The sequence below is a fragment of the Methanosarcina sp. genome, from assembly GCF_049706645.1.
Taxonomy (GTDB): domain Archaea; phylum Halobacteriota; class Methanosarcinia; order Methanosarcinales; family Methanosarcinaceae; genus Methanosarcina.
In genome coordinates this window covers 90786-110436 of record NZ_JBNAKP010000024.1, presented here as the reverse complement: position 1 = coordinate 110436, position 19651 = coordinate 90786, and the positions used below count along the sequence as shown (strand labels likewise).

The window sequence follows — 19651 nt, the reverse complement described above, 5'->3', positions numbered from 1 at the left end:
CCATTTCATATTTCTTCGATTACTATCTCTTCTTCAGGGCTTGCATTTTCAAGCAAGACTTGAAGCTCTTCCATATCAGAATCAAGCTCCTGGATTTCGGCCTGTGTAAGTCCCATTTCCAGATATTCAGCCGGTGACCCATTTCCTGCCTCGACGGCGTTTGGGTTTACCCCTGTCTTTTCTACTTCAGATGTACCGTTCCCAACACAACCGGATCCTGCAAGCCAGATAATTAAAGCTGACAGTACGAGCAGGTGAGCGAATTTAACCATTTTCTGCCTCCTCAATTATGTAATTTTCCTTCAGTAAGTTTTTCCAGTCTCATCCCCTGAGATACGATTTTTCCCTTTGTACAGTTTTCAGGCTGCTCTTCTTAAATTCCGTATATTTTCAATTTAAATTCCGTTACATTTTTGACATCGGTTCCGTTATATTTTTTACTTCAGTTCCGTTGTCTCCTTCAATTTCGTAATCCTTTAGCTCGCCGAAAATTTCCCTGAGTATCTTATTTGCCTTGCTGATATCATTGAGGGACTGACGAAGGTAATTATTCGCCTTTTGCAAATCTTCCCGGCTGACGTTCTCACCATTGTAGATGGAATCTGCTGCTTCTTTCTTCTCCTGCGCGGATTTTATATAGGAAATATAACTGGCAAGTTTGGTCTCAAGTTCAGCTGTGTTAACGCCTGTTTCTTTCTGGTTCTCGACTTTTGCTCCAAGTTTTTCAGAGAGGTTTTCGGATTCTTTAAGGAACTTTCCTACTTTCTCGCTGACAGTCTGCCCTGCGCCTGCAAGGCTGGTTTTCTCGGCATTATTCCATACTCCACGCACGGACCTGACTATGGCCACAAGCTCTTCCTGACTTGATGCATTTGCAATGTTTGTCTTCTCAACTTCAAGCAATTTAATCTTTTCATCTATGACAATAATTTTTTCTTCTGTTCCGTTCCCGTTTGAGTATGCCATGTTGCTCTTTATATTTGAAAGATGAGCTATCATATAGTTAATACTTGAGTTAAGGTAGAGCTTTGTGGCATTTAGAGCCTCTTCGGAGTCAGGATCAAGTTCTTCTGCCCGAATACGATTCCTGATCTTGAGAAAATCTCCTTTTGCTTCCATGTATTCTTGCTTATGAAACCGTAGTTCTTCCTCTAATTGTTTTCTTTCCTGTTTGTATTCGGAAATTTTATTCCCGTTTTTTACGCTGAGATTTTTCTGCTCCTGTCTGGCGCCGGATTCAGAACTGCTGGCCCCACTCATGTTGTTGGTCTCATTTCTGTATGAACTGCGGGCCTCTTCACGCATATACTGATTCGGATTGCTATTTCCGTGTTCAGAAGAGTCTCTGGCAGCGAGGGAGCCTCCTGGCAGCAAACTGAGTAATGTCAATATGATCGTAAAACAGGCCAGATATCGCAAAGCTCTTGATTTTCTCATCTGACTGCCTCCGTTTATAAGTTATTACACTGTCATATGGATTAAGGTAAATATAAGCATTCTTTTCCGAATACGTCTTATTAACAGACAGATATGAGTTTTCAAGCTTGATAAACTCCCTGCTTGCTTGATAAAGCTTTAATGTTTATCTGTTTTTTCGCGTCTCTTCATTAAGAAAAGTAAAACATTTATGTTAAAAACCCATTTAACACTGCGTGAATTTTAGAAAGCTCTGCAGGTTCGCACTTGTGTTGTTTCTCATTATAGTCTTTCAGGGGAATGCATTTGCGGCCACGATTCACGGGACAGTTTACGAATGGCATACCTTCAAACCTCTTAATAACTCAGTTGTAGAGATCAATTCTACTCCGGAACAGAACTTTATCGCAACGGATTCGCATTATTCTTTCAACCTAACTCCCGGGAACTATACGATAAACGCCAGCTATCTTGAAGGAAACAGGATCGTTTATATAGCTCAGGAAGAAGTTGTGATTTCAGATGAAGGAGAGTATGTACACGACCTTCTCCTGTTCCCACCACCCTATGATGAGGAGCTTCTGAACCAGGATGAATTTGAAGCCCCCATTCTGGATTATGAAGAGACAGGGCCCAGATCCCCACCAGGCTCTCAATATACCGCTTTAGTTTCAGCTTTCCTGGCTTTAATAGTCCTGTTGCTGGCTGGCTACTTTTTAAAAAAGAGGCGCGAAAGATCGACAGCGATTCATTTTCCTCAGGGAGACAGACAGCCATACCTGCTGGAGCCTGGAAACCCTATAAAGGATGCAATATTTTCTGAAGAGATTGAAACCGATTCAGCAGAAAACATTGCTGGAATTCCGGAAGTGAGCTCTGAGCAATTTAATCAAAAGTCCGAAGAGATTCCCGAGACTGATAAATCTTTACAGCAGAGACGCAAATCTACAGAAGAAGTTCAGGATCTCCGTAATTCTTCTCTTCATGAAGAGGAATCGGATAAACCGAGTTCAGGAGCCTCAAGACATTCAAAAATTAATCTTCCGGACGATCTCAAAGAACTTCTAGAGATGGTCCGAGCTAGCGGAAATCGAATCACCCAGAGAGAACTGCGAAAAAAATCCCCCTATTCGGAGTCCAAAGTCAGTCTTATGCTTTCGGACCTTGAGGAGCGTGGGCTCATTGAGAAATTCAAAAGAGGAAGGGGAAACATAATCCGTATTCCGGACATGCACATCTCCAGGCAGAAAGAGCGTGAAAGCAAGAAGGAGTAAGCGGATATCGTACCCTATAAAGTCTTTTTTGAAGGGCCATAAACAGTAAACTATATAACTTAACTAATCTACTAAGCAGCAGAAAGGGTTAACAATATTTGGAGTATGCGGTATATTTGAATACCCCTTTTGATCTCTTATGCCCCAGAAATTATTTACTGGACAAAAATATGCTTATAACACATCAGGGTAGCAAGGCCTCGCTTCGCGAGAACGGATCTGGAAATCAGGTTGATAAAAAATCAGGTTTAAGAGGCTAGACGCTGGATTGGAATCGGATACTCTGATATATTACTTTACCCCTGACAGTAAGCTGCTGGACATGAATATTATAGATTCGTAAATTATTATATTACACAAGGGATTATTAAAAAATGTGCGAGGGACAACATGCGAGTTTCCATGGACATTGAGTTAAAAGATGTACCCGGGCAGATGCTTTTAGCCCTCCAGCCTCTTTCGGAATGCAAGGCTAACCTGATAACAGTAGTACATCACCATCAGAAGAGAACCCCCAGAAAAACGGTGCCCGTAAAGCTTGTACTTGAAACCAGGCCTGAAAGCATTGAGACAATAAAGGCGAAACTGGAAGAAAACGGAATTAGAGTAGTGAGAGTCGGAGAACACCGTTTCAGGGAAAGCATAAACGTTGTGCTCATAGGGCATGTGGTCCATACAGGGATCCAGGATACGATTGACGAGATTGACAAGACCGGCTTTGCCGAGGTTGTGGACCTTTCCCTTTCCATGCCCGGTATAAATATGCTTTCTTCAGCCCTCATGAAAATCGATGCTGTCGGTAAAAACGATTTGCAAAGGGCCCTTTCCATCCTCAAAGATGTCTCGGCAAAAAAAGACCTGCTTATGGTTCTTCCAATTGATATCCAGGCCTGAAAAATAGTTTTAGGAGATTTGAAAATATGAAAACAGTGTACTGTTCCATTCTCGGGTTCGGTGCAATCGGACAGGGTGTGGCCGAAGTACTCCTTATGAAAAAAGAGTATCTTGAAAGTATCGGGCTGGACGTAAAAGTGGTTGCTATTGTGGATTCAAAGGGCGCGACTGTTAATCCTGAAGGCGTGGACCTTGCCGACTGCCTTACCAGGAAGAGAACAGATGGGACGGTAGCCCTTGAAAACCTTTCCGGAGTCGAGGTCATCCGATCCGTAGCCCACGAGCTGGTAATCGAGACCACACCTACGAATATACGAACCGGCGGAGCAGGCCTGCAAAACATGCTTGCAGCCTTCCAAACCGGAAAAGACGTTATTACCTCCAATAAAGGGCCCCTTACCCTCAAGTACAGGGAACTTACGGAAGCCGCAAAGGCAGCAGGTTCGCATTTCAGGTTCGAAGCGACAGTCGGCGGTTCAATGCCTATTGTCAACCTGGCAAACGAGGTGCTTGCAGGCAATAAGGTTAAAAGCATCAAAGGAATTCTGAATGGGACCTGTAATTATATCCTGACAAGGATGCTGGAGGAAAGGGCAAGCTACAATGACATTCTTGCCGAATCGATGCAGCTGGGGATTGCTGAAACCGACCCCACATATGATGTGGAAGGAATCGATACAGCCTGCAAACTTGTCATTCTTGCCAACGCGATTTTCGGACTTGATGTTACTTATAACGACGTTGAAGTTACAGGAATTACGAAAGTCACGCCTGAAGCCCTGGAGATGGCTTATGAAAGAGGGCATGTGATTAAACTCATAGGGGAAGTCAGCAGGGAAAGAATTCATGTAGCCCCCAGGCTTGTACCTATCAACCATCCCCTTGCAGTCGGAGGGACCCTGAATGTAGCGTCGGTAGATACCGAACTTGCAGGAGAAATTACGGTTACGGGCAAAGGTGCAGGTCCGGTTGAGACCGCAAGTGCGATTCTCAGCGATCTGATCGCAATTTACGGGAACTGATAGGTTAAGAATTCAGGTTTTGCCCGAATTCGGAAAAAAACAAATTGAAAAGCTGCGTGGATCATGACAAGTTTCAGGGAATTTTCAGAAACCTGCCAGGCGATTGAAAAAATCTCGAGTACTATTGATACTACAAACCGGGTTGCCGACCTTCTTAAAAAGGTTGATGTAGAAGAGCTGCCCATTGCAACTCATTTTATTATGAGTGAGGTTTTTCCGGCCTGGAGTGGAGAACAATTGGGGATTGGCACAAGCCTGCTATATGTTGCCCTTTCCAGAGCCTCGGGAATGGCTGTAAAGAGCATAGAATCTCTTATCCGGACTACCGGAGATATCGGGGATACAGCCCTGCTTATCCTTAAGGAAAAAAGAAAAAATCAGGTTACTTTCTCTTCTTTTCTCGAAGAACAGCCCGAACTCTCAATAACGGAGGTTTATAAACGCTTCAAGATCGCCTCCGAAGCCTCAGGGAAAGGCTCGCAGGATATTAAGATAAAAAACCTTCAGTTTCTCTTCAATTCCTCAACCCCGAGGGAAGCAAAATATATTTCCAGGCTTGCGCTTGAGGAACTCAGAATCGGCGTTGGTGAAGGCGTTGTAAGAGACGCAATTGCAAAAGCTTTTTCCGTGCCTGCGGATGTGGCCGAGCATGCCTTTATGGTTACAAACGACCTCGGGATAGTCGCTGCAACTGCGAAGGACGGCGGAACGGAAGCCCTGGGACACCTCGGGATTGAAATCAACCGCCCTATCAAGATGATGCTCTCGCAGATCAGCCCTGAGATAGATGCCGATATCAGAGAAATGAAGGAGGCTGCAATCGAATGGAAATTCGATGGGGCACGGGTCCAGATCCATAAGGCCGGAAATTCGGTTGCGCTTTTTTCACGCAAGCTTGAGAATGTCACAAATTCCCTTCCTGACCTTGTAGAAATAGTCCGCAAACATGTAAAAGCCGAATCAGCAATCCTTGATGGGGAAGCCGTCGCAGTGGACGAAAACGGTAAGCCCAGGGCATTTCAAGAAATCCTTAAACGTTTCCGGCGCAAGTACGATGTGGAGGAAAAAGCCCTTGGAATTCCTATTCAGCTCAACCTTTTTGACATTATGTACTTAAACGGCAAAACGCTGATCGACCTGCCTCTGATTGAGCGGCGAAAAGCGCTTGAATCCTGCGTGGAAAGCTCGGTTGAGGATTCAAAATCTATTTGCGTGGACAAGCAGGTAATAACCGGAGACCTCGAGCTTATAGAAAAGATCTACAGGGAAGCCTTAAAAGCCGGGCATGAGGGCCTCATGGTCAAAAACCCGAATTCGTTTTATTCCCCAGGCAAGCGCGGCAAAAACTGGCTTAAGAAAAAGCCTCTTATGGAAACCCTTGACCTTGTAATCGTGGGAGCCGAATGGGGCTTTGGCAGGCGTGCAAACCTTATAGGCTCTTACACGGTTGCCTGTTATGACCCCGAGACCGGCCGTTTTCTCCAGGTCGGCAAAGTTGGGACCGGCCTGACCGACGATCAGCTAAAGGAGCTCACAGAGATGCTGTCGGGCCTCATGGAAGGCGGAGAAGCAGGCGGAGTATTTGCAATCCGGCCGAAAATAGTCCTTGAAATCGCCTTTGAAGAAATCCAGAAAAGCCCCAATTACGACTCGGGTTTTGCACTGCGTTTCCCACGCTTTATCCGCATCCGGGACGATAAAGACCCAGACGAAGCCGATACAATCCAGCGGATCGGAAAGGTATACAGCCAGCAGTTGAAAAGGATGTAAACAGCTTTAAATGTTCTAAAACCGCTTTAGAGCTTCTGTTAACAGCTCAAGTCCCTGGGTTGATCCGAAACCTCTGAATAGTCTGAAGATTCTAATGGCTCTATCCTTACTATTTTTTAAAACGATTGAAATAAAGCAATAAACTGGCCTGCTTGAAAATCGGAATCAAACATACTTGAACAGGTCGTCCCTTTTCATTTCGTGCAGCCTGTCCCGAAGTAAACCCTTTATGGCTTTCAAGTCTCCTTTCTTGGCGCTGATAGGGGCTATAATATGCTTCCAGTTCTGCCAGGGCGGCTCAAGCCCGAGACGGACTGCAATCTCGTCAAGGAGAGGGTCATACTCGTTTTCTTTTACTTTGTCCATTTTGTTTGAAACAACAATAGTGTCAATTCCTACCTCCCTCAGGAAATCGAACATCTCAATATCTACCGGGATCTGGTCTTTCAAGTCCCAGCGGTCAACGATTTGCGGGAAAGCCGGGCCGTCTATTACGAGAACTCCGATTTTGATTCTTTCGGCATTCTTTTCAATATAGCGTACTGTCTGGTCTTTTACGATGTCCTGTTTCCGGTCTTTCACTCCGCTCATGAAGCCGAATCCAGGCATATCCGTGATAAGAAGGTCCGATGCCTGGGCATGTCTGGGACGCAGGGTAACGCCAGGGCGTCTCCCAACCCTTACTTTCGCCCCGAAGAGCTCTCTTAGAAGGGAAGATTTTCCCACGTTTGAGCGGCCCACAAAGATGATCTCAAAGCTTATTCCGCTTTCAGCTGCAGTTTTACTGGTTTCCATTGTTTTTTACCTCCTCAAATTTTTTCAAAAAAGGCTTGATCGCAAACTTTTTCAGAAAAAGTTTGATCAAAAACCATGCTTTATCTAAAATGACATACCGGCGTGATCAACAGGCGCAACGCAACCCTTTTGCGAAAAGGCTTGACCGAAAACGACATTGTCGGCGTGATCAACCGGCTCAGCGGTTGCGGCTCAGCGGTTGTGGTCAAGCAGGGCTTCTGTTGCTATTTTCCATTATTTTTATTTCATGTTCCTTCCCGAGTTCCTTATCGAAAGCCCTGAGGAATGCGTCAAGGGAATTCTCAGGGATTCGGGCGCCTGCCGCAAGAGGGTGTCCCCCACCGCTTCCTCCGAATCTCGGGGCGACTGAACGGAGAAGCCGGTCTACGTTGACTTCTCCCCTGGAACGAATACTCAGATCATAAGCCTCTTTTCTCTCACGGTATTCGGCTGCAATCCCTACTTCCCGCCTGCCGTAGGAGGCTGCGTAGATCGCTGCCTTTGAAATGGAATTGTTTGTATTTACAATATACGCACTGTTTTTCAGGACTTTCACATTTTCTTTAACAAAAAGCCTTATTTTCTCCTCGTTGATAGCGGCTTCCCTGGCAAGTTCAAGCAGTTGAGGAATGTTTGAAGGAATAATATCCTTTGAGAGGGGTTCGATCAGGTTTCTCTTGAATTCGTACTCCTTTCCCTTATACAGGACAGCCTGGGTCAGAGTTCCTGCCTGGAAATAAAGGTTTCTTTTATCCCAATCTTTAATCCAGCTCTTTACATGCGCAGTATTATCGCAAAAATCCCCTATCGCTCCGTAAATTGCTATCCTTCGCATGTCCCTGTTAAGGCGCTTCTCAAAGACCCTGTAGGTCAGCTCTGAAGAGCAGGCTTCAAGCTCATGATAGAACCAGTTTTCTTTTTCACAGCTTTTCGGAAGAGGGTGATGGTCAATATAGTAAAGATTACATTTTTTCGCAAATATGTTAAGTACTGCGTGCAGCTCGGAGCAGTTCCTCTCATCGATTGCAATATCGCAGATAATAAGGGTTTTCACATCCTCTATAAGCCTTAATTTGTCAAGAAGGCTAACCGGGCTTGTGAAATACACATAAGCATCCGGATAAGCAGTTTTTGCAATCGCACCCGAGCAGATCCCATCCGAATCCCCGTGGGTAAGGATTAAAGTTTTCGCTTTAAGCCGGTTCTCGAGTTCTTTCATACTTTGCTCCTTTTTTTCCGAAAAAATTCCATTCCTTTTATATCTGCGGCGCTTTTTCCAACATTATCTTTTTCCAACAGCAGGTTCTTTTTCTATCAGTATCCTTTTTCTAACTGCAAGCAGTATTGAGCCCCTGCTTCTTCCTCTTCCAGATATCTATTTTTTACTTTCATACTTTTTACTTTCAGACATCGATTTTTTTCACTTTCGGAAGATCATGGAATATCAGTTTCATATTGCTAAATTTTACCATTTTTTTACTCAAATGAGCCTTAAGGTAAAAAGAAGTTCGCATTAATATCTTGCTTTTCAGGAATGACAAGAAATATCCGGCAAGATGATAAAAAGAACAATGAAAAGTACAAACAAGAGTAACAAAAAAGGATTAAATCAAAAGATTAGATTGGGACGTAAATATTAATACTGATTTCTCAGGAACCTGTTATTACTACGCAGGTAGGAAAACCCAATCAAGACATTATAACCCAAAAAAACACTGAAAACACGGACCGCACTAAAGTTACCATGCCTTTTTCCTCTATTCCATCCCTTCCGGCAGTCGGCGTTTTCATCATTACTGTTTTATAAATTAATTCACCTGAGCACAAGCGCAACCGTTGGTCTGCAACCGTTGGGCCGTTTGATCACGCCGTCACCAGGGGTTTTCGCTCAAGCCTTTTCTGAAAAGGCTTGCGGTCAAGCATTTTTTTGAAAAGGCTTGCGGGACTCAGGTATTCGAGCATCCTAAATCGTTCTTAATATTTTTTCAGGCACGTTTTTTTCCCAGGAAGCCTGTAACTGCCAGAAGTCCTGCTATAGCAAGGATGGCGCCAAATCCGGGAGCTTCTCCGTTGTCTTCTTCCGTAAAGCTGCTTGAGGAGGCATTTTTCTCCTGGTTGGATTCCACTACTTCTTCGGGCTGCGTGCTGCTTCCTTCGAGGGGAATCGGTATTCCTACATAAACTACAGGAGCATTCGAGAAGGTCTCTCCTGAGTATTCATCCAGGTCAAGGAAACTTGCTTTGCATGCATGCAGACGGATTTCTCCTTCTTTATGCATCTGCAGGATGTAAGTTATCGTCTTTGAATCCCCATCTTTGCCGATAATCTGCTTGAAACCCATTTCCCCACTTATAAATTTAGCTTCTGGAGGCGCGGTGTCAGTTAAAGTTACACTTGCATCAACATTGCCGGTATTCTTTGCAGTAACCGTTACAGTCAGTTCGTCTCCGGTGTTTAGCTGCTGCCTGTCAACAGTTTTCGTAATTGATATTTCAGGCCCATAAATTTTTACTTTCTCCGAATTGTTGGAACCCGCTTCTCCGCTCTGTCCATTGGGAAGAGTAAAAGTAGATATAGTTTGAGGGAAGGTGAATTCTCCAGGCTTATCAGGAACCAGAGTGTACTCAAAAACATTTTTAGCTAATTCTCCGGATTTAAGGGAAAGAGTCTTTTCAAGTGTTACATCTTTTTGTAAATGCACTTCGGAAGCTATAGAATCCTTGAGTGCGATATCATCGATATCGCAGAGCCCATTGTTCTGGACGCTGATTGAAACGTGGATAGGTTTCCCCATATGGTTATCTCTTGGAATACTCTTTAGAATAACAAGGCCCCATCTTTTCTCGATTTTTATTACTTTCGAGCCTATATCTTCATACTTATCCTCCCTTACATCCACGCATGTAGTTCTTGCAGTTATGTTAAGGTCAGTATCGACCCAGGGGCTTGGAGCCTTCAGGGTAATGTTTACAGGTTCAAGAGTCTGGTCTTTAGGAACCTCCCCAAGCGTGTACTTTGCTTTTCCTTTAACAACCTCCATTCCTGCCGTATCGATGGTCAGAACGGTATCCTCAGCCTTTGACTTCCCTTCATTCTTAAGCTTTATCGACACATCGATCCAGTTGTCCCCAGAGGATTTGGAGTCATAGGTATCTTTCCGAGTTTCGACTTCGATATCAAAACTAGGCTCTCCTCTTACAAGGATGTCAAGCTCAGCATAAGGATTCCAGTTTCCTATCTTGAATTCCTTTCCATCTTTGGTGATAGTTTCATAATTAGGATCCACTTTCTGGGCATAGACCTTTACCCTGTCGTCATATACAACTTCAAAACCTGCGGAAAGTGGCGCTGTTTTCAGTTTTTCCCCATCCTTTGAAATTGAGACGAACACCTGTTTCTCTTCGTTGAAATCTTCTGCCTTTATAACGTAACCGTCAACTGTTACGGTCTCCCCCCAGTACAGTTTCGCTCCGTCCTGTTTTTCCACCCACTCGATATCTTCTGCCGCAAGGGTGGTCATTGAGACGGCCAAAAAGAAGAAAACGGCAAGTAATGCAATCAGTGCAAGCTTTTTAGCCATAATTACCTTCCTTGAATTTTACACTTTTATACCGGATCTGCGCACTGGAAGCATGCATTCTGGGATTCTTTAATGATTACGGCTCTTTAAATATTCTTATTCACTGAATACAAATACCTGATAAACGTCTATTCACGATATACAGCCGTATTTACTATTCGATGCATTGTTTTTGCCCCCGCGCTCCCCCATAGTTTATATTTTAGCTCTCAATTTCTTTCATAATCTAATTTCACAGCTTTCTCGTTGAGTTCAGGATCAATTTGTAATTCTTTGATCTGATAGTTCCTGCTGTTTAGTATTAAGGCCGTTTTAATCAGAAATCCGGTCTGGACCCTATAAATCCAAACTCTATAAAGTATCTTAGCGTAAGATATTTTAATTTTTTGTACTGTCCAGGGTTTCTAATAACTTCTAATATCAGAGGCGTTTACTTTTTAAGGCTTGTACCCTGACAGGATCGGAAGACGAAGTTTTTAAATCCAATCAAGAAGTAGCAGTTTCGCTCGGATATCGGAGGTTTTTTCATGGAACTTATAAAAGTTGTAGAAATTCTTGAAGAAATTGCACCACCCGAACTTGCGGATAACTTTGACGAGGGCAGGATCGGGCTAATTCTTAATCTGGAAAACGATATAAAAAGGATTGCAGTTGCCCTTGATGCCACTTCATACGTGCTTAAAAAAGCCGCAGAAATGAAAGCAAATTTACTGGTTACCCATCATACCCTTATCTTCCATCCGATAAACAAAATCTCAAAACCCCTGGCCGAATCCCTGAAGCTTGCCCTTGAAAACGGGATATCCCTTTACAGCATGCACACAAATTACGATAGGGCCGAAGGAGGTATCAATGACGTGCTTGCCTCGAGGCTTGGACTCAGGAATATAGAAACTGCGGAAATAGGCAGCATAGGAGAGCTCGAACCCTGTGCTTCGGCTGAACTGGCATCTCATGTCTCGGAAACCCTGAAAACTCCTGTAGTATATGCCGGAGAAAAAGAAGGGATTAGGCGGGTAATGGTTGTCGGAGGCAGCGGTTTTTCGACTGAATTCCTTGAAATCGCCAGGGCAAACGGAGTTGATGCTTTCATATCTTCCGAACTCAAGCATAACATTCTCCGCGCTTATGAAGATCTCTGCCTGATTGATGCCACTCACTATGCCACGGAAAATCCGGGTATGGAGGCTTTATGCTCCAGGCTGTGCGAAATTCCCGGCCTTGAGGTGGAATTCATTGAACAGCCGTCGGGACTCAAGGCAATCAATAAGGCCTGAACAGCAGTCCCGGGTTCCGGGCCAAATAAGAAGAATTTGGAAACTCTAATTAAAACAAAAATTCTAATCAATACAAAATTCTAGTCAATACAAAATTCTAATCAATACAAAATTCCAGTCAAAACAAATTCTAATTAAAATAAAATTTCAGTTAAAATGAAATTCTAATTAATATAAAACTCCAGTTTGAATTATTGAACAGTAAGTTATGTAAAAGTATAATTACAACAAAAACACGTTTTACCCTGGGTAGATGCAGGGGTGATTTCGATATGAAAAAGGAAAAGGATTCCAGTGAGCAGGGAACAGAAGAAAAGGATTGCATTAGACAGGAAACCGGAGAAAAGGATTGCATTAGACAAGAAACCGAAGAAAAGGATCGCAATAGACCGAAGATGGAGACAAAGGATCAAAATAAACAGGAAGAACGTAAAGAGGATTCCCTGGAGTCAATGCTTGAAGAACAGTTAAGAAGCCAGGTTCGTTCGGATTATCGCCGCAGTCTGGGCAATGAATATCGTAGAAGATATATGGAATGAACTCGGAGTGAATTTCTCTTTTCAACAAGATATTTAAAATTTTACTATACTGTTTTTTCCTTCTCCTTTTTTGTTTCCGCTTAATTTAAGATTTCAATTCATCTCTGTTTCAGTTTAACCTATTTATATTCTTTAAGGTCTTCTGGCCTTCTTCTGGTATCAATTTTTACTGCTTCAGGCTCTGATTTCGGTTTCGAAGGCGTTTAAACAGCTTTTAAGATGTTTGCGTATAATCTGCACTTCTTCGGTTTCTTGCATTGAGGACAGAATCGTATCCAGATAGCCGTGTTGTTTGAGAAGAGCAAGAGTTGCCTGAAAATTAATATCAAAAATCCAGCTCAGGCGAAGGAGTTTTATATCGTTTCGGTTCCTGACATCTGTAAGCTTTACCATCCTGTTATTCAGGATATCTGCAACTACCTTTTCCGAACATCCGGGTGTATCGGGGAAATCGAATTCAAGAGCCGGGTTCCTTGATTTTTCCTCTCTCGCGTAATCCTCACTCACAAGCTTCAGGATATCCAGCTTATCCGCATCCCGGATCAGTTTTGAATAAAGAAGAAATTCTCTGGAGTTTCCTGGGCAACCGGGGATTTCCATGAGATTATGATATTCCACAGCTTTCAGAATTAAATCTTTCTCTCTCAGGGGAAGACGGGACAGAATTCCGATATTTTCCAGGATTTTTACCCCAAGCAGAGCGTGATTTTCAGATTCCGAGTCTTTAAATGTCCTGTATTTCATAAATTGCTCAAAGCGGCCCAGGTCGTGAAATAAAGCTATTGCTTCGGCGAGCCTGCAGCCTTCCTCCCTTACTTTTTCAGTTTTAGCAAGTAAAAGGATATTTTCACGGACTCTTGCCGTATGTTCGATTTTGAGCTGTATGTTTTCCTTGATAAAAGCCTCAGGAGAGGAAAATCGGTTTACGTAATCCAGAAACCATTTTTTGAAGAGATCCAGGTCTTCTTTCTGCATACTTCTGCAATAGGAGCTTCGATGTATAAATTCTTACATATTCATGAGGTTTTGAGGCTATACTTACATTAACAATTTTATTTCCCTTATCATAGTTTTTTATCTTACTATTTATTATTTCTATAACAATAATATACTGTTGCGCTAAATATAGTAAAAAACTCAAAATTCTTTTTAAACTGCATAAATTTTATATGGGGGAACTCTTAAAACTAAGTATTAATGTATTGGGTAATTTATTGGATTTGTCATGGAACTGGTGAAATTATCTGCGGGGGGAGCAAAAAGAATTTATCTAGTCACTTTTATTCTTTGATTGTTCTTCTTTGTGTAGTAATGGAAAACAGCACCGGATAATGAATATAATGATAGTGTTAGACTCTTTATGAAAAGTCTCAGTAAGAACTCATTAGAATTAATCGGGGTATTTAATGAGCTCAGTTAAAAAAAATAAATCGATTGTTAGTTCTTTTATTCTCCTTGCTTTGATATTATATTTATTTTCAGGTTTTTTGCCTGTAGCAGGAGCTATTACAGGCCACGGGCTGGTTGTGGAAGATAATGAAAATAATGAAAAGACCGAAGCTAATAAAAAGACTGAAGTCACTTCGGATCTTGGTGAGGTAATCTCACAGAATCCAGCTTCTGTAGAAGGCCTGATTGATAAGGGGCACGCTTTATACTCTCTTAAAAAATACGAGCTTTCTATAGCCTGCTATAACGATGCGCTGAAGCTCGACCCCAATTCCTCACTGGCCTGGTATGGAAAAGGATGTTCTCTGGCAGAATTGGGAAAGAATGAAGAAGCAATTTCCTGTTACGAGAAGGCTCTTTTGACCTTTCCCGTTTCTTCCGGGAACTGGTCTGATAAAGGTGATGAACTTCTTGAGCTAAAGAAGTACGTTGAAGCCATTAATTGTTATGACAAAAGTTTTGCTGCCGATACTTATCTCTCCACAGTGTGGTACCGAAAAGCCCTTGCTTCCGAGCAGATGGGGCTTGATGAGGAAACTCTGGCTTCTTATGATAAATCTATTGAACTGAATTCCAATTCTTCCAGAGCTCTGCAGATGCAGGGAATGGCTTACGCCGGACTTGAGCAATATCCAGAGGCAATGAACTTCTTTGACCTGTCTCTTAATATTACTCCTGACAATTCTGAACTCTGGTACCAGAAAGGAGTAATTCTTGATAAGTCCGAGGATTACGAAGCTGCAGTAGACTGTTATGACAGAGCAATTTCTCTTAATCCTGATATGGTAAATGCCTGGCATAACAAAGGTGTTAACCTGGAAAGGATGGGAATGCACGAGGAGGCTCTGACTTGCTATGATTTTGTTCTTCTCTCGGAGCCTGAAAACCTTGATGCCCTGCAAAGAAAGGGTTCCTGCCTTGAAAAGCTTGGAAGAAATGACGAAGCTCTGAAATGCTATGATGAGGTTCTGGCCTACAATCCTGGCAATTCCGAGGCGTGGTACAATAAAGGCTCTTTGCTTAATAAGACAGGGCAATATGATGCTGCAATATCCTGCTATGATAAGGCACTTAACCCGGATGCAGGGATTCAGGTTGAGGAAATCGAAGGTGAACTGCTCGAAGAGCTGAGCGTTTACGAATCCGAGCTTCCGTGTTATTCCGAAACCCCTGAATTTAAGTCATCTACAATCAAGATCTGGTACGAGAAAGCTCTGTCTTTTGATAAGCTTGAAAAATACGAAGCTGCACTGGAGTGCTATGACAAGGTCCTTGAAACCGAACCCGGACATGCTGTCGTCTGGTACATGAAGGGCCTGGATCTTGACAGGCTCGGAAAGTATGAAGAGGCGATTGAGTGCTATGACAGAGCCCTGAAACTGGATTCCAGGTATGCTAAAGTCTGGTACCAGAAAGGCTTCGACTCTTCAAAAATAAAAGACTACAAAGGTGCGGTAAAAAGCTATGACGAAGCCCTCAAGATTGATGAAAATTATACGCTTGCATGGTATGGTAGGGCTTTTGCCCTGGCAAAGCTTGGAGAGTACGAAAGCTCGCTGAAATGCTACAATAGGGTTCTTACTGCTGTTCCCGACAGTGCCGATGCCTGGTACAATAAAGGCCTTGTTCTCGATGAACTCGGAAAACATGATGAAGCTTCGGACTGCTATAACCAGACTCTCCTGATCGATCCCGGGTATTCTGCTGCCCGCTTTAAGTTGAACGAAAATCTGGAGCAGCGTTCAACAGAAACGCCAGTATCCAGGCCTGTTAAAAACAGTAGTGTAGATGCCAATCCCTCCCAGGCACTGTCTGGAGGTTTCTGGCCTTATCTTCTGAACCATAAATATGCAAATTCGGAAGACAAATCCGAACCCTCCGAAGAACTTGACTTATTTAGCCCGGAATTCGGTTACGATGCTGCGTGGTATGGGAAGGCCTCGATCTACAGCAAACTCGAAATGTACGAGGATGCCCTTACATGTTATGATATGGTGCTTGCTATTAATCCTGCACGTGCTGAGGCCTGGTATGAAAAGGGCTCGATACTTGACCGGCTCGACAGAAGCGAGGAAGCTCTGGAATGCTACCAGAAAGCCCTGGATCTGGACCCTCAGTCAAGTACGGCCTGGTACGGAATAGCCTCTACTGTAAGCGATCTTGGAAGGCTTGAAGAGGCAGTAAGTTACTATGACCAGGTGCTTGCTCTGAACTCAAGCAATTCAGAGGCCCTGTTTGGGAAAGGCCTGGCCCTCTCGAACCTGGGCCGATATGAGGAGGCAATCTCCTGTTACACCGCTCTCCTTGGTTCTGAGCCTGAAAACCTTGAGGCTCTCAGAAACCGGGCTCTTGCTCTGTCGAAATCCAATAAATCCGACGATGCGCTGGCAGACTACGATAGAATAATCGAGCTTCAGCCTGACAATACCCAGGTTCTGGCTGAAAAAGCCTCTTTGTTTGAGGAGCTTGGCAGGTATGAGGAAGCTGCTGCATGTTATGAAAGAATGCTCGAAATCTCACCGGATAACAGGGAGATAATTTACAGGCAGGGAAAAGCCCTGGAAAGTGGTGGAGACCTTGAGGGAGCAATAGGCTGTTACGACAGGATCCTTGAGCTGGATCCGGGGAATGTGGATGCCTACAACAATAAAGGCTTTGTGCTCTACAAACTGGAGAGATACCAGCTAGCGATTGACTGTTACAATAAGGCCCTGGAGTATAATCCAGATAATGCTACAGCCTGGTATTTCCAGGGATGCGCTTATCTCACGATAAGCAGCAATAAGGCTGCCCTGAACTGCTTCGACAAAGTGGTCCAGCTTAAACCTGACTGCATCACGGCCTGGTATAACAAGGGATACATCCATAATATGATGGGGGAAGTTGAAGAAGCAATTTTGTGCTACGACAATGCTCTTGCAATTAACCCGAACTCATCTTCAACCCTTTACAACAAACGTTTTGCCCTTTACAGCATAAAGAAATTAGATGAGGCTGCAGTATGCAAGGCGAGACTTGAGGAAGTCGATCCCGGTTTTGTGGGTGCCCTGGAAGAAAGAGGAACTCGATTTTTCCTGCCTGAAATTTATAATAGCAGTCTGAATTACTCCCTGCCTTCAAGATGGTACGGACAGGAGGAAAATATATCAGGAAACATAAGTGCGAATACAACCGGTCCGAATACGACTGAGCCTTACCGGTCAGGAGCTATCCGGGAGACCTACAACCAGTCGGAAAACAATACCAGTAACTATACCCGGCCACCTGATGAGAGCCAGGGAAATCAGGATCCAGGCTACTGGTATGTTCCCGAACCTGATGAGGGAAGAGCAAATCCTGATGAAGAATGGCGTATTCCGGAAGCAGGCTAAAGCTTGAATTCCGGAAAATTGAATTCAGAAGTCTTTTCCGGTGTGCAGCAGAAATGCATACCGGTACAATTTTCTTAGAGCTTTATATAACAAATTTTTTAATGAAAGCATAGATACGAACTATTCATTTTTTCGTTTTCAGGAGCAAAATTCTTTTCCTGAAAGCTTTAAACTTCATGCCATCCTAACCGTAAGTATCCATGACAGACAATTCCAGTGAGATCGAAAAAAAGCTTAAGGCTGATATTCATACCTCGGGAGAACGAGAAACCAGGAATACGTCGAAAGGCTATACCGAAAATAAGGGAAAACGGGGTTCCGGCCCATCTTCTTCCGGGCTTGAAATTCAATCGGACGTAGTTATAGTCCGCTATGGCGAGCTTGCTCTTAAAAGTACAGGAGTCCGGAACTGGTATGAGAAAATTCTTATGAAGAATATTGCGGCAATGCTGGATTCGAGAGACATTTTATATTCCCAGATACGGCGGGAATGGGGCAGGATATTTATCGAGACTACGGATGGCCGTGCAGCCGAAGCTGCGGCTGATGTTTTTGGTATCGTCTCAACTTCCCCTGCATTGACAGCAGAGCCTGCTCTTGAGAACGCAGCCAGCGTATGTGCTGCCCTGGCCAAGGACCTGGTTTTGGAAGGCGAGTCTTTTGCCATCAGGGCCAGGAGAAGTGGAAACCACCCGTTTTCTTCCTCAGACATCGGCAGGACCTGCGGGGATGCTGTCTGGAGTGCCCTGAAAAAAGAGGGAAAACATCCCAGAGTTAACCTGAGCTCTCCTGATAAGGAAGTCTTCATCGAAATGCGGCAAAATCTGGCTTACGTTTATCTTGAGACCTTTAAGGGAGTTGGGGGGCTTCCTCTTGGTACACAGGGCAGTATGGTAGTTTTGATGTCAGGCGGGCTTGACTCTCCGGTTGCAGCCTGGCTTATGATGAAACGTGGAGTTCTGATTATTCCTGTCTACTGCAATAATTCGCCCTATGCAGAGAATGCCGCGAGAGAACGTGCTTTTGATTGCATCCGCCAGCTCCAGAAGTGGGCGGCGGGGCATCAGTTTAAGACCTATGAGATTCCTCATGGCCCCAATCTCCGGGTCTTTATCGATATCTGCAACCGGAAAAATACCTGTCTTCTTTGCAAACGCATGATGTACAGAGAAGCTTACGAAGTTATGAAAAAAGAAGGCGCAAGTGGAATTATTACCGGCTCTTCCCTGGGACAGGTAGCTTCCCAGACCGCTGCCAACATGTATGCAGAAATCTATCAGCTTGCTATCCCTATTTATCATCCTTTGATTGCCTTTGACAAAACCGAGATCATAGATACTGCCCGTAAAATCGGAACATATGATATCTCCAGTCGACCCGCAGGCAGTTGCACTGCTGTGCCGGAGCGGCCCGAAATAGGAGCAAATTATGACCTTATTGTGCTTGAGGAAAGGAAAATGGATATCGAGACTATGGTTTCCAGTGCTATGAAAGCAGCAAAAGTCCTTAAGCTCTGAAAAAGGCGCTGATTCTTTTAATAATTTTATAATTCTCTTTCAACTTTTTAATAAGATATTAACAATTAAAGTGTGTTCAGACTTTATTTACGCAGTAGTTTCCTAAAGATTTGAGCTCCGAGTATACCGTTTCCGGACAGTTTTGGACTATAAAAATTCTCTCAGTTTTTCTTTTTTGACCGGCTTTTAAGAAGAGCCGCCTCTATATTCTCACAGAGATCCTCCTCTTTGAAAGGTTTCGAAATATATCCTTCTGGCTCTGTTAACTTCGCTCGCTCAAGGGTCTCAAAATCCGTACAGGCAGTAAGGTAAATTACGGGTATTCCGAGACGCGATTTAATAATCCGGGCCGCTTCAATCCCGTCCATATCCCCTTTTAGCATAATATCCATTAAAACCAGGTCAGCGTTCGTAAGCTCAGCTTCTCTTATTGCCTCTTCCCCTGAGACCACAGTACCTGGAACGTCATACCCAAGATTTTTCAGCCTACTTTTAATATTGAGAGCCACGATAGTCTGATCTTCAACAACCAGAATTTTTGTTTTAACCATTTTTTTTCACCCTGTTTTTCATATTTTTTCTGAGTCATCCTACACTGTTTTTTTCTCCTGCTTACGATTTCTTCTAATAGCTCTAAAATTAGGCGTTTCTAAATTACATTCGATTCTCTCGACCTTCTGCCCCTTAAAGAAGTAATTCCAGGCTGCAAGCCAGATAGGTTACAATAAAATATATAAACTCTTTAC

Annotated in this window: 15 protein-coding genes; 8 read left to right on the top strand and 7 right to left on the bottom strand. The window is 43.5% G+C overall.

Features of this window, described 5'->3' with window-relative positions:
• Positions 1–5: 5 nt before the first annotated feature.
• Positions 6–272 (bottom strand): hypothetical protein, encoded by a 267-nt coding sequence (locus tag ACPK8D_RS09970; RefSeq protein ID WP_424717698.1) that lies wholly within the window; start codon positions 270–272, stop codon positions 6–8.
• A 133-nt stretch (positions 273–405) separates the two neighbouring features.
• On the bottom strand, positions 406–1437 hold the full coding sequence (locus ACPK8D_RS09965; RefSeq protein WP_424717697.1) for a chromosome segregation ATPase: 1032 nt from the start codon (positions 1435–1437) through the stop codon (positions 406–408).
• Positions 1438–1652: 215 nt separating this feature from the next.
• Between ACPK8D_RS09965 and ACPK8D_RS09960 the strand changes: the two genes are divergently transcribed.
• The 4 genes from ACPK8D_RS09960 (at position 1653) to ACPK8D_RS09945 (ending at position 6376) form a co-directional block, all read left to right on the top strand.
• Positions 1653–2690 carry a helix-turn-helix transcriptional regulator gene (locus ACPK8D_RS09960; protein ID WP_424717696.1) on the top strand — a complete coding sequence of 346 codons (1038 nt, stop codon included), beginning with the start codon at positions 1653–1655 and terminating at the stop codon, positions 2688–2690.
• Between the two features lie 390 nt (positions 2691–3080).
• Positions 3081–3584: an amino acid-binding protein gene (locus ACPK8D_RS09955; protein WP_424717695.1), complete on the top strand. Its 504-nt coding sequence runs from the start codon at positions 3081–3083 to the stop codon at positions 3582–3584.
• 26 nt (positions 3585–3610) lie between these two features.
• Positions 3611–4606 (top strand): homoserine dehydrogenase, encoded by a 996-nt coding sequence (locus ACPK8D_RS09950; RefSeq protein ID WP_424717694.1) that lies wholly within the window; start codon positions 3611–3613, stop codon positions 4604–4606.
• A gap of 63 nt (positions 4607–4669) precedes the next feature.
• Positions 4670–6376, top strand: coding sequence for an ATP-dependent DNA ligase (locus ACPK8D_RS09945; protein WP_424717693.1), 1707 nt, complete (start codon positions 4670–4672; stop codon positions 6374–6376).
• A 165-nt stretch (positions 6377–6541) separates the two neighbouring features.
• Here the strand turns inward: ACPK8D_RS09945 and engB are convergent, their stop codons facing one another.
• From engB to ACPK8D_RS09930, 3 genes are all read right to left on the bottom strand, one after another.
• Positions 6542–7171 carry a GTP-binding protein EngB gene (gene engB / locus ACPK8D_RS09940; RefSeq protein WP_424717692.1) on the bottom strand — a complete coding sequence of 210 codons (630 nt, stop codon included), beginning with the start codon at positions 7169–7171 and terminating at the stop codon, positions 6542–6544.
• A 205-nt stretch (positions 7172–7376) separates the two neighbouring features.
• Positions 7377–8390, bottom strand: a complete 1014-nt coding sequence (locus tag ACPK8D_RS09935) for a DHHA1 domain-containing protein (RefSeq protein ID WP_424717691.1) — start codon at positions 8388–8390, stop codon at positions 7377–7379.
• 766 nt (positions 8391–9156) lie between these two features.
• Positions 9157–10752: a BatD family protein gene (locus ACPK8D_RS09930; RefSeq protein ID WP_424717690.1), complete on the bottom strand. Its 1596-nt coding sequence runs from the start codon at positions 10750–10752 to the stop codon at positions 9157–9159.
• 527 nt (positions 10753–11279) lie between these two features.
• Between ACPK8D_RS09930 and ACPK8D_RS09925 the strand changes: the two genes are divergently transcribed.
• Together ACPK8D_RS09925 and ACPK8D_RS09920 are read left to right on the top strand one after the other, a co-directional pair.
• On the top strand, positions 11280–12029 hold the full coding sequence (locus tag ACPK8D_RS09925) for a Nif3-like dinuclear metal center hexameric protein (protein ID WP_424717689.1): 750 nt from the start codon (positions 11280–11282) through the stop codon (positions 12027–12029).
• Positions 12030–12301: 272 nt separating this feature from the next.
• A complete protein-coding gene (locus ACPK8D_RS09920; RefSeq protein WP_424717688.1) occupies positions 12302–12568 on the top strand; it encodes a hypothetical protein in 267 nt (88 codons plus the stop codon).
• Positions 12569–12742: 174 nt separating this feature from the next.
• Here the strand turns inward: ACPK8D_RS09920 and ACPK8D_RS09915 are convergent, their stop codons facing one another.
• Positions 12743–13543, bottom strand: coding sequence for an HD domain-containing protein (locus tag ACPK8D_RS09915; RefSeq protein WP_424717687.1), 801 nt, complete (start codon positions 13541–13543; stop codon positions 12743–12745).
• Between the two features lie 431 nt (positions 13544–13974).
• Between ACPK8D_RS09915 and ACPK8D_RS09910 the strand changes: the two genes are divergently transcribed.
• Both ACPK8D_RS09910 and thiI read left to right on the top strand, forming a co-directional pair.
• Complete coding sequence (locus ACPK8D_RS09910) at positions 13975–17388, top strand: tetratricopeptide repeat protein (RefSeq protein WP_424717686.1); 3414 nt, start codon at positions 13975–13977, stop codon at positions 17386–17388.
• Positions 17389–17588: 200 nt separating this feature from the next.
• Positions 17589–18905 carry a tRNA uracil 4-sulfurtransferase ThiI gene (gene thiI / locus ACPK8D_RS09905; protein WP_424717685.1) on the top strand — a complete coding sequence of 439 codons (1317 nt, stop codon included), beginning with the start codon at positions 17589–17591 and terminating at the stop codon, positions 18903–18905.
• 161 nt (positions 18906–19066) lie between these two features.
• Here thiI and ACPK8D_RS09900 read toward each other — a convergent pair whose 3' ends face one another.
• A complete protein-coding gene (locus ACPK8D_RS09900) occupies positions 19067–19456 on the bottom strand; it encodes a response regulator (protein ID WP_424717684.1) in 390 nt (129 codons plus the stop codon).
• Positions 19457–19651: the final 195 nt, after the last annotated feature.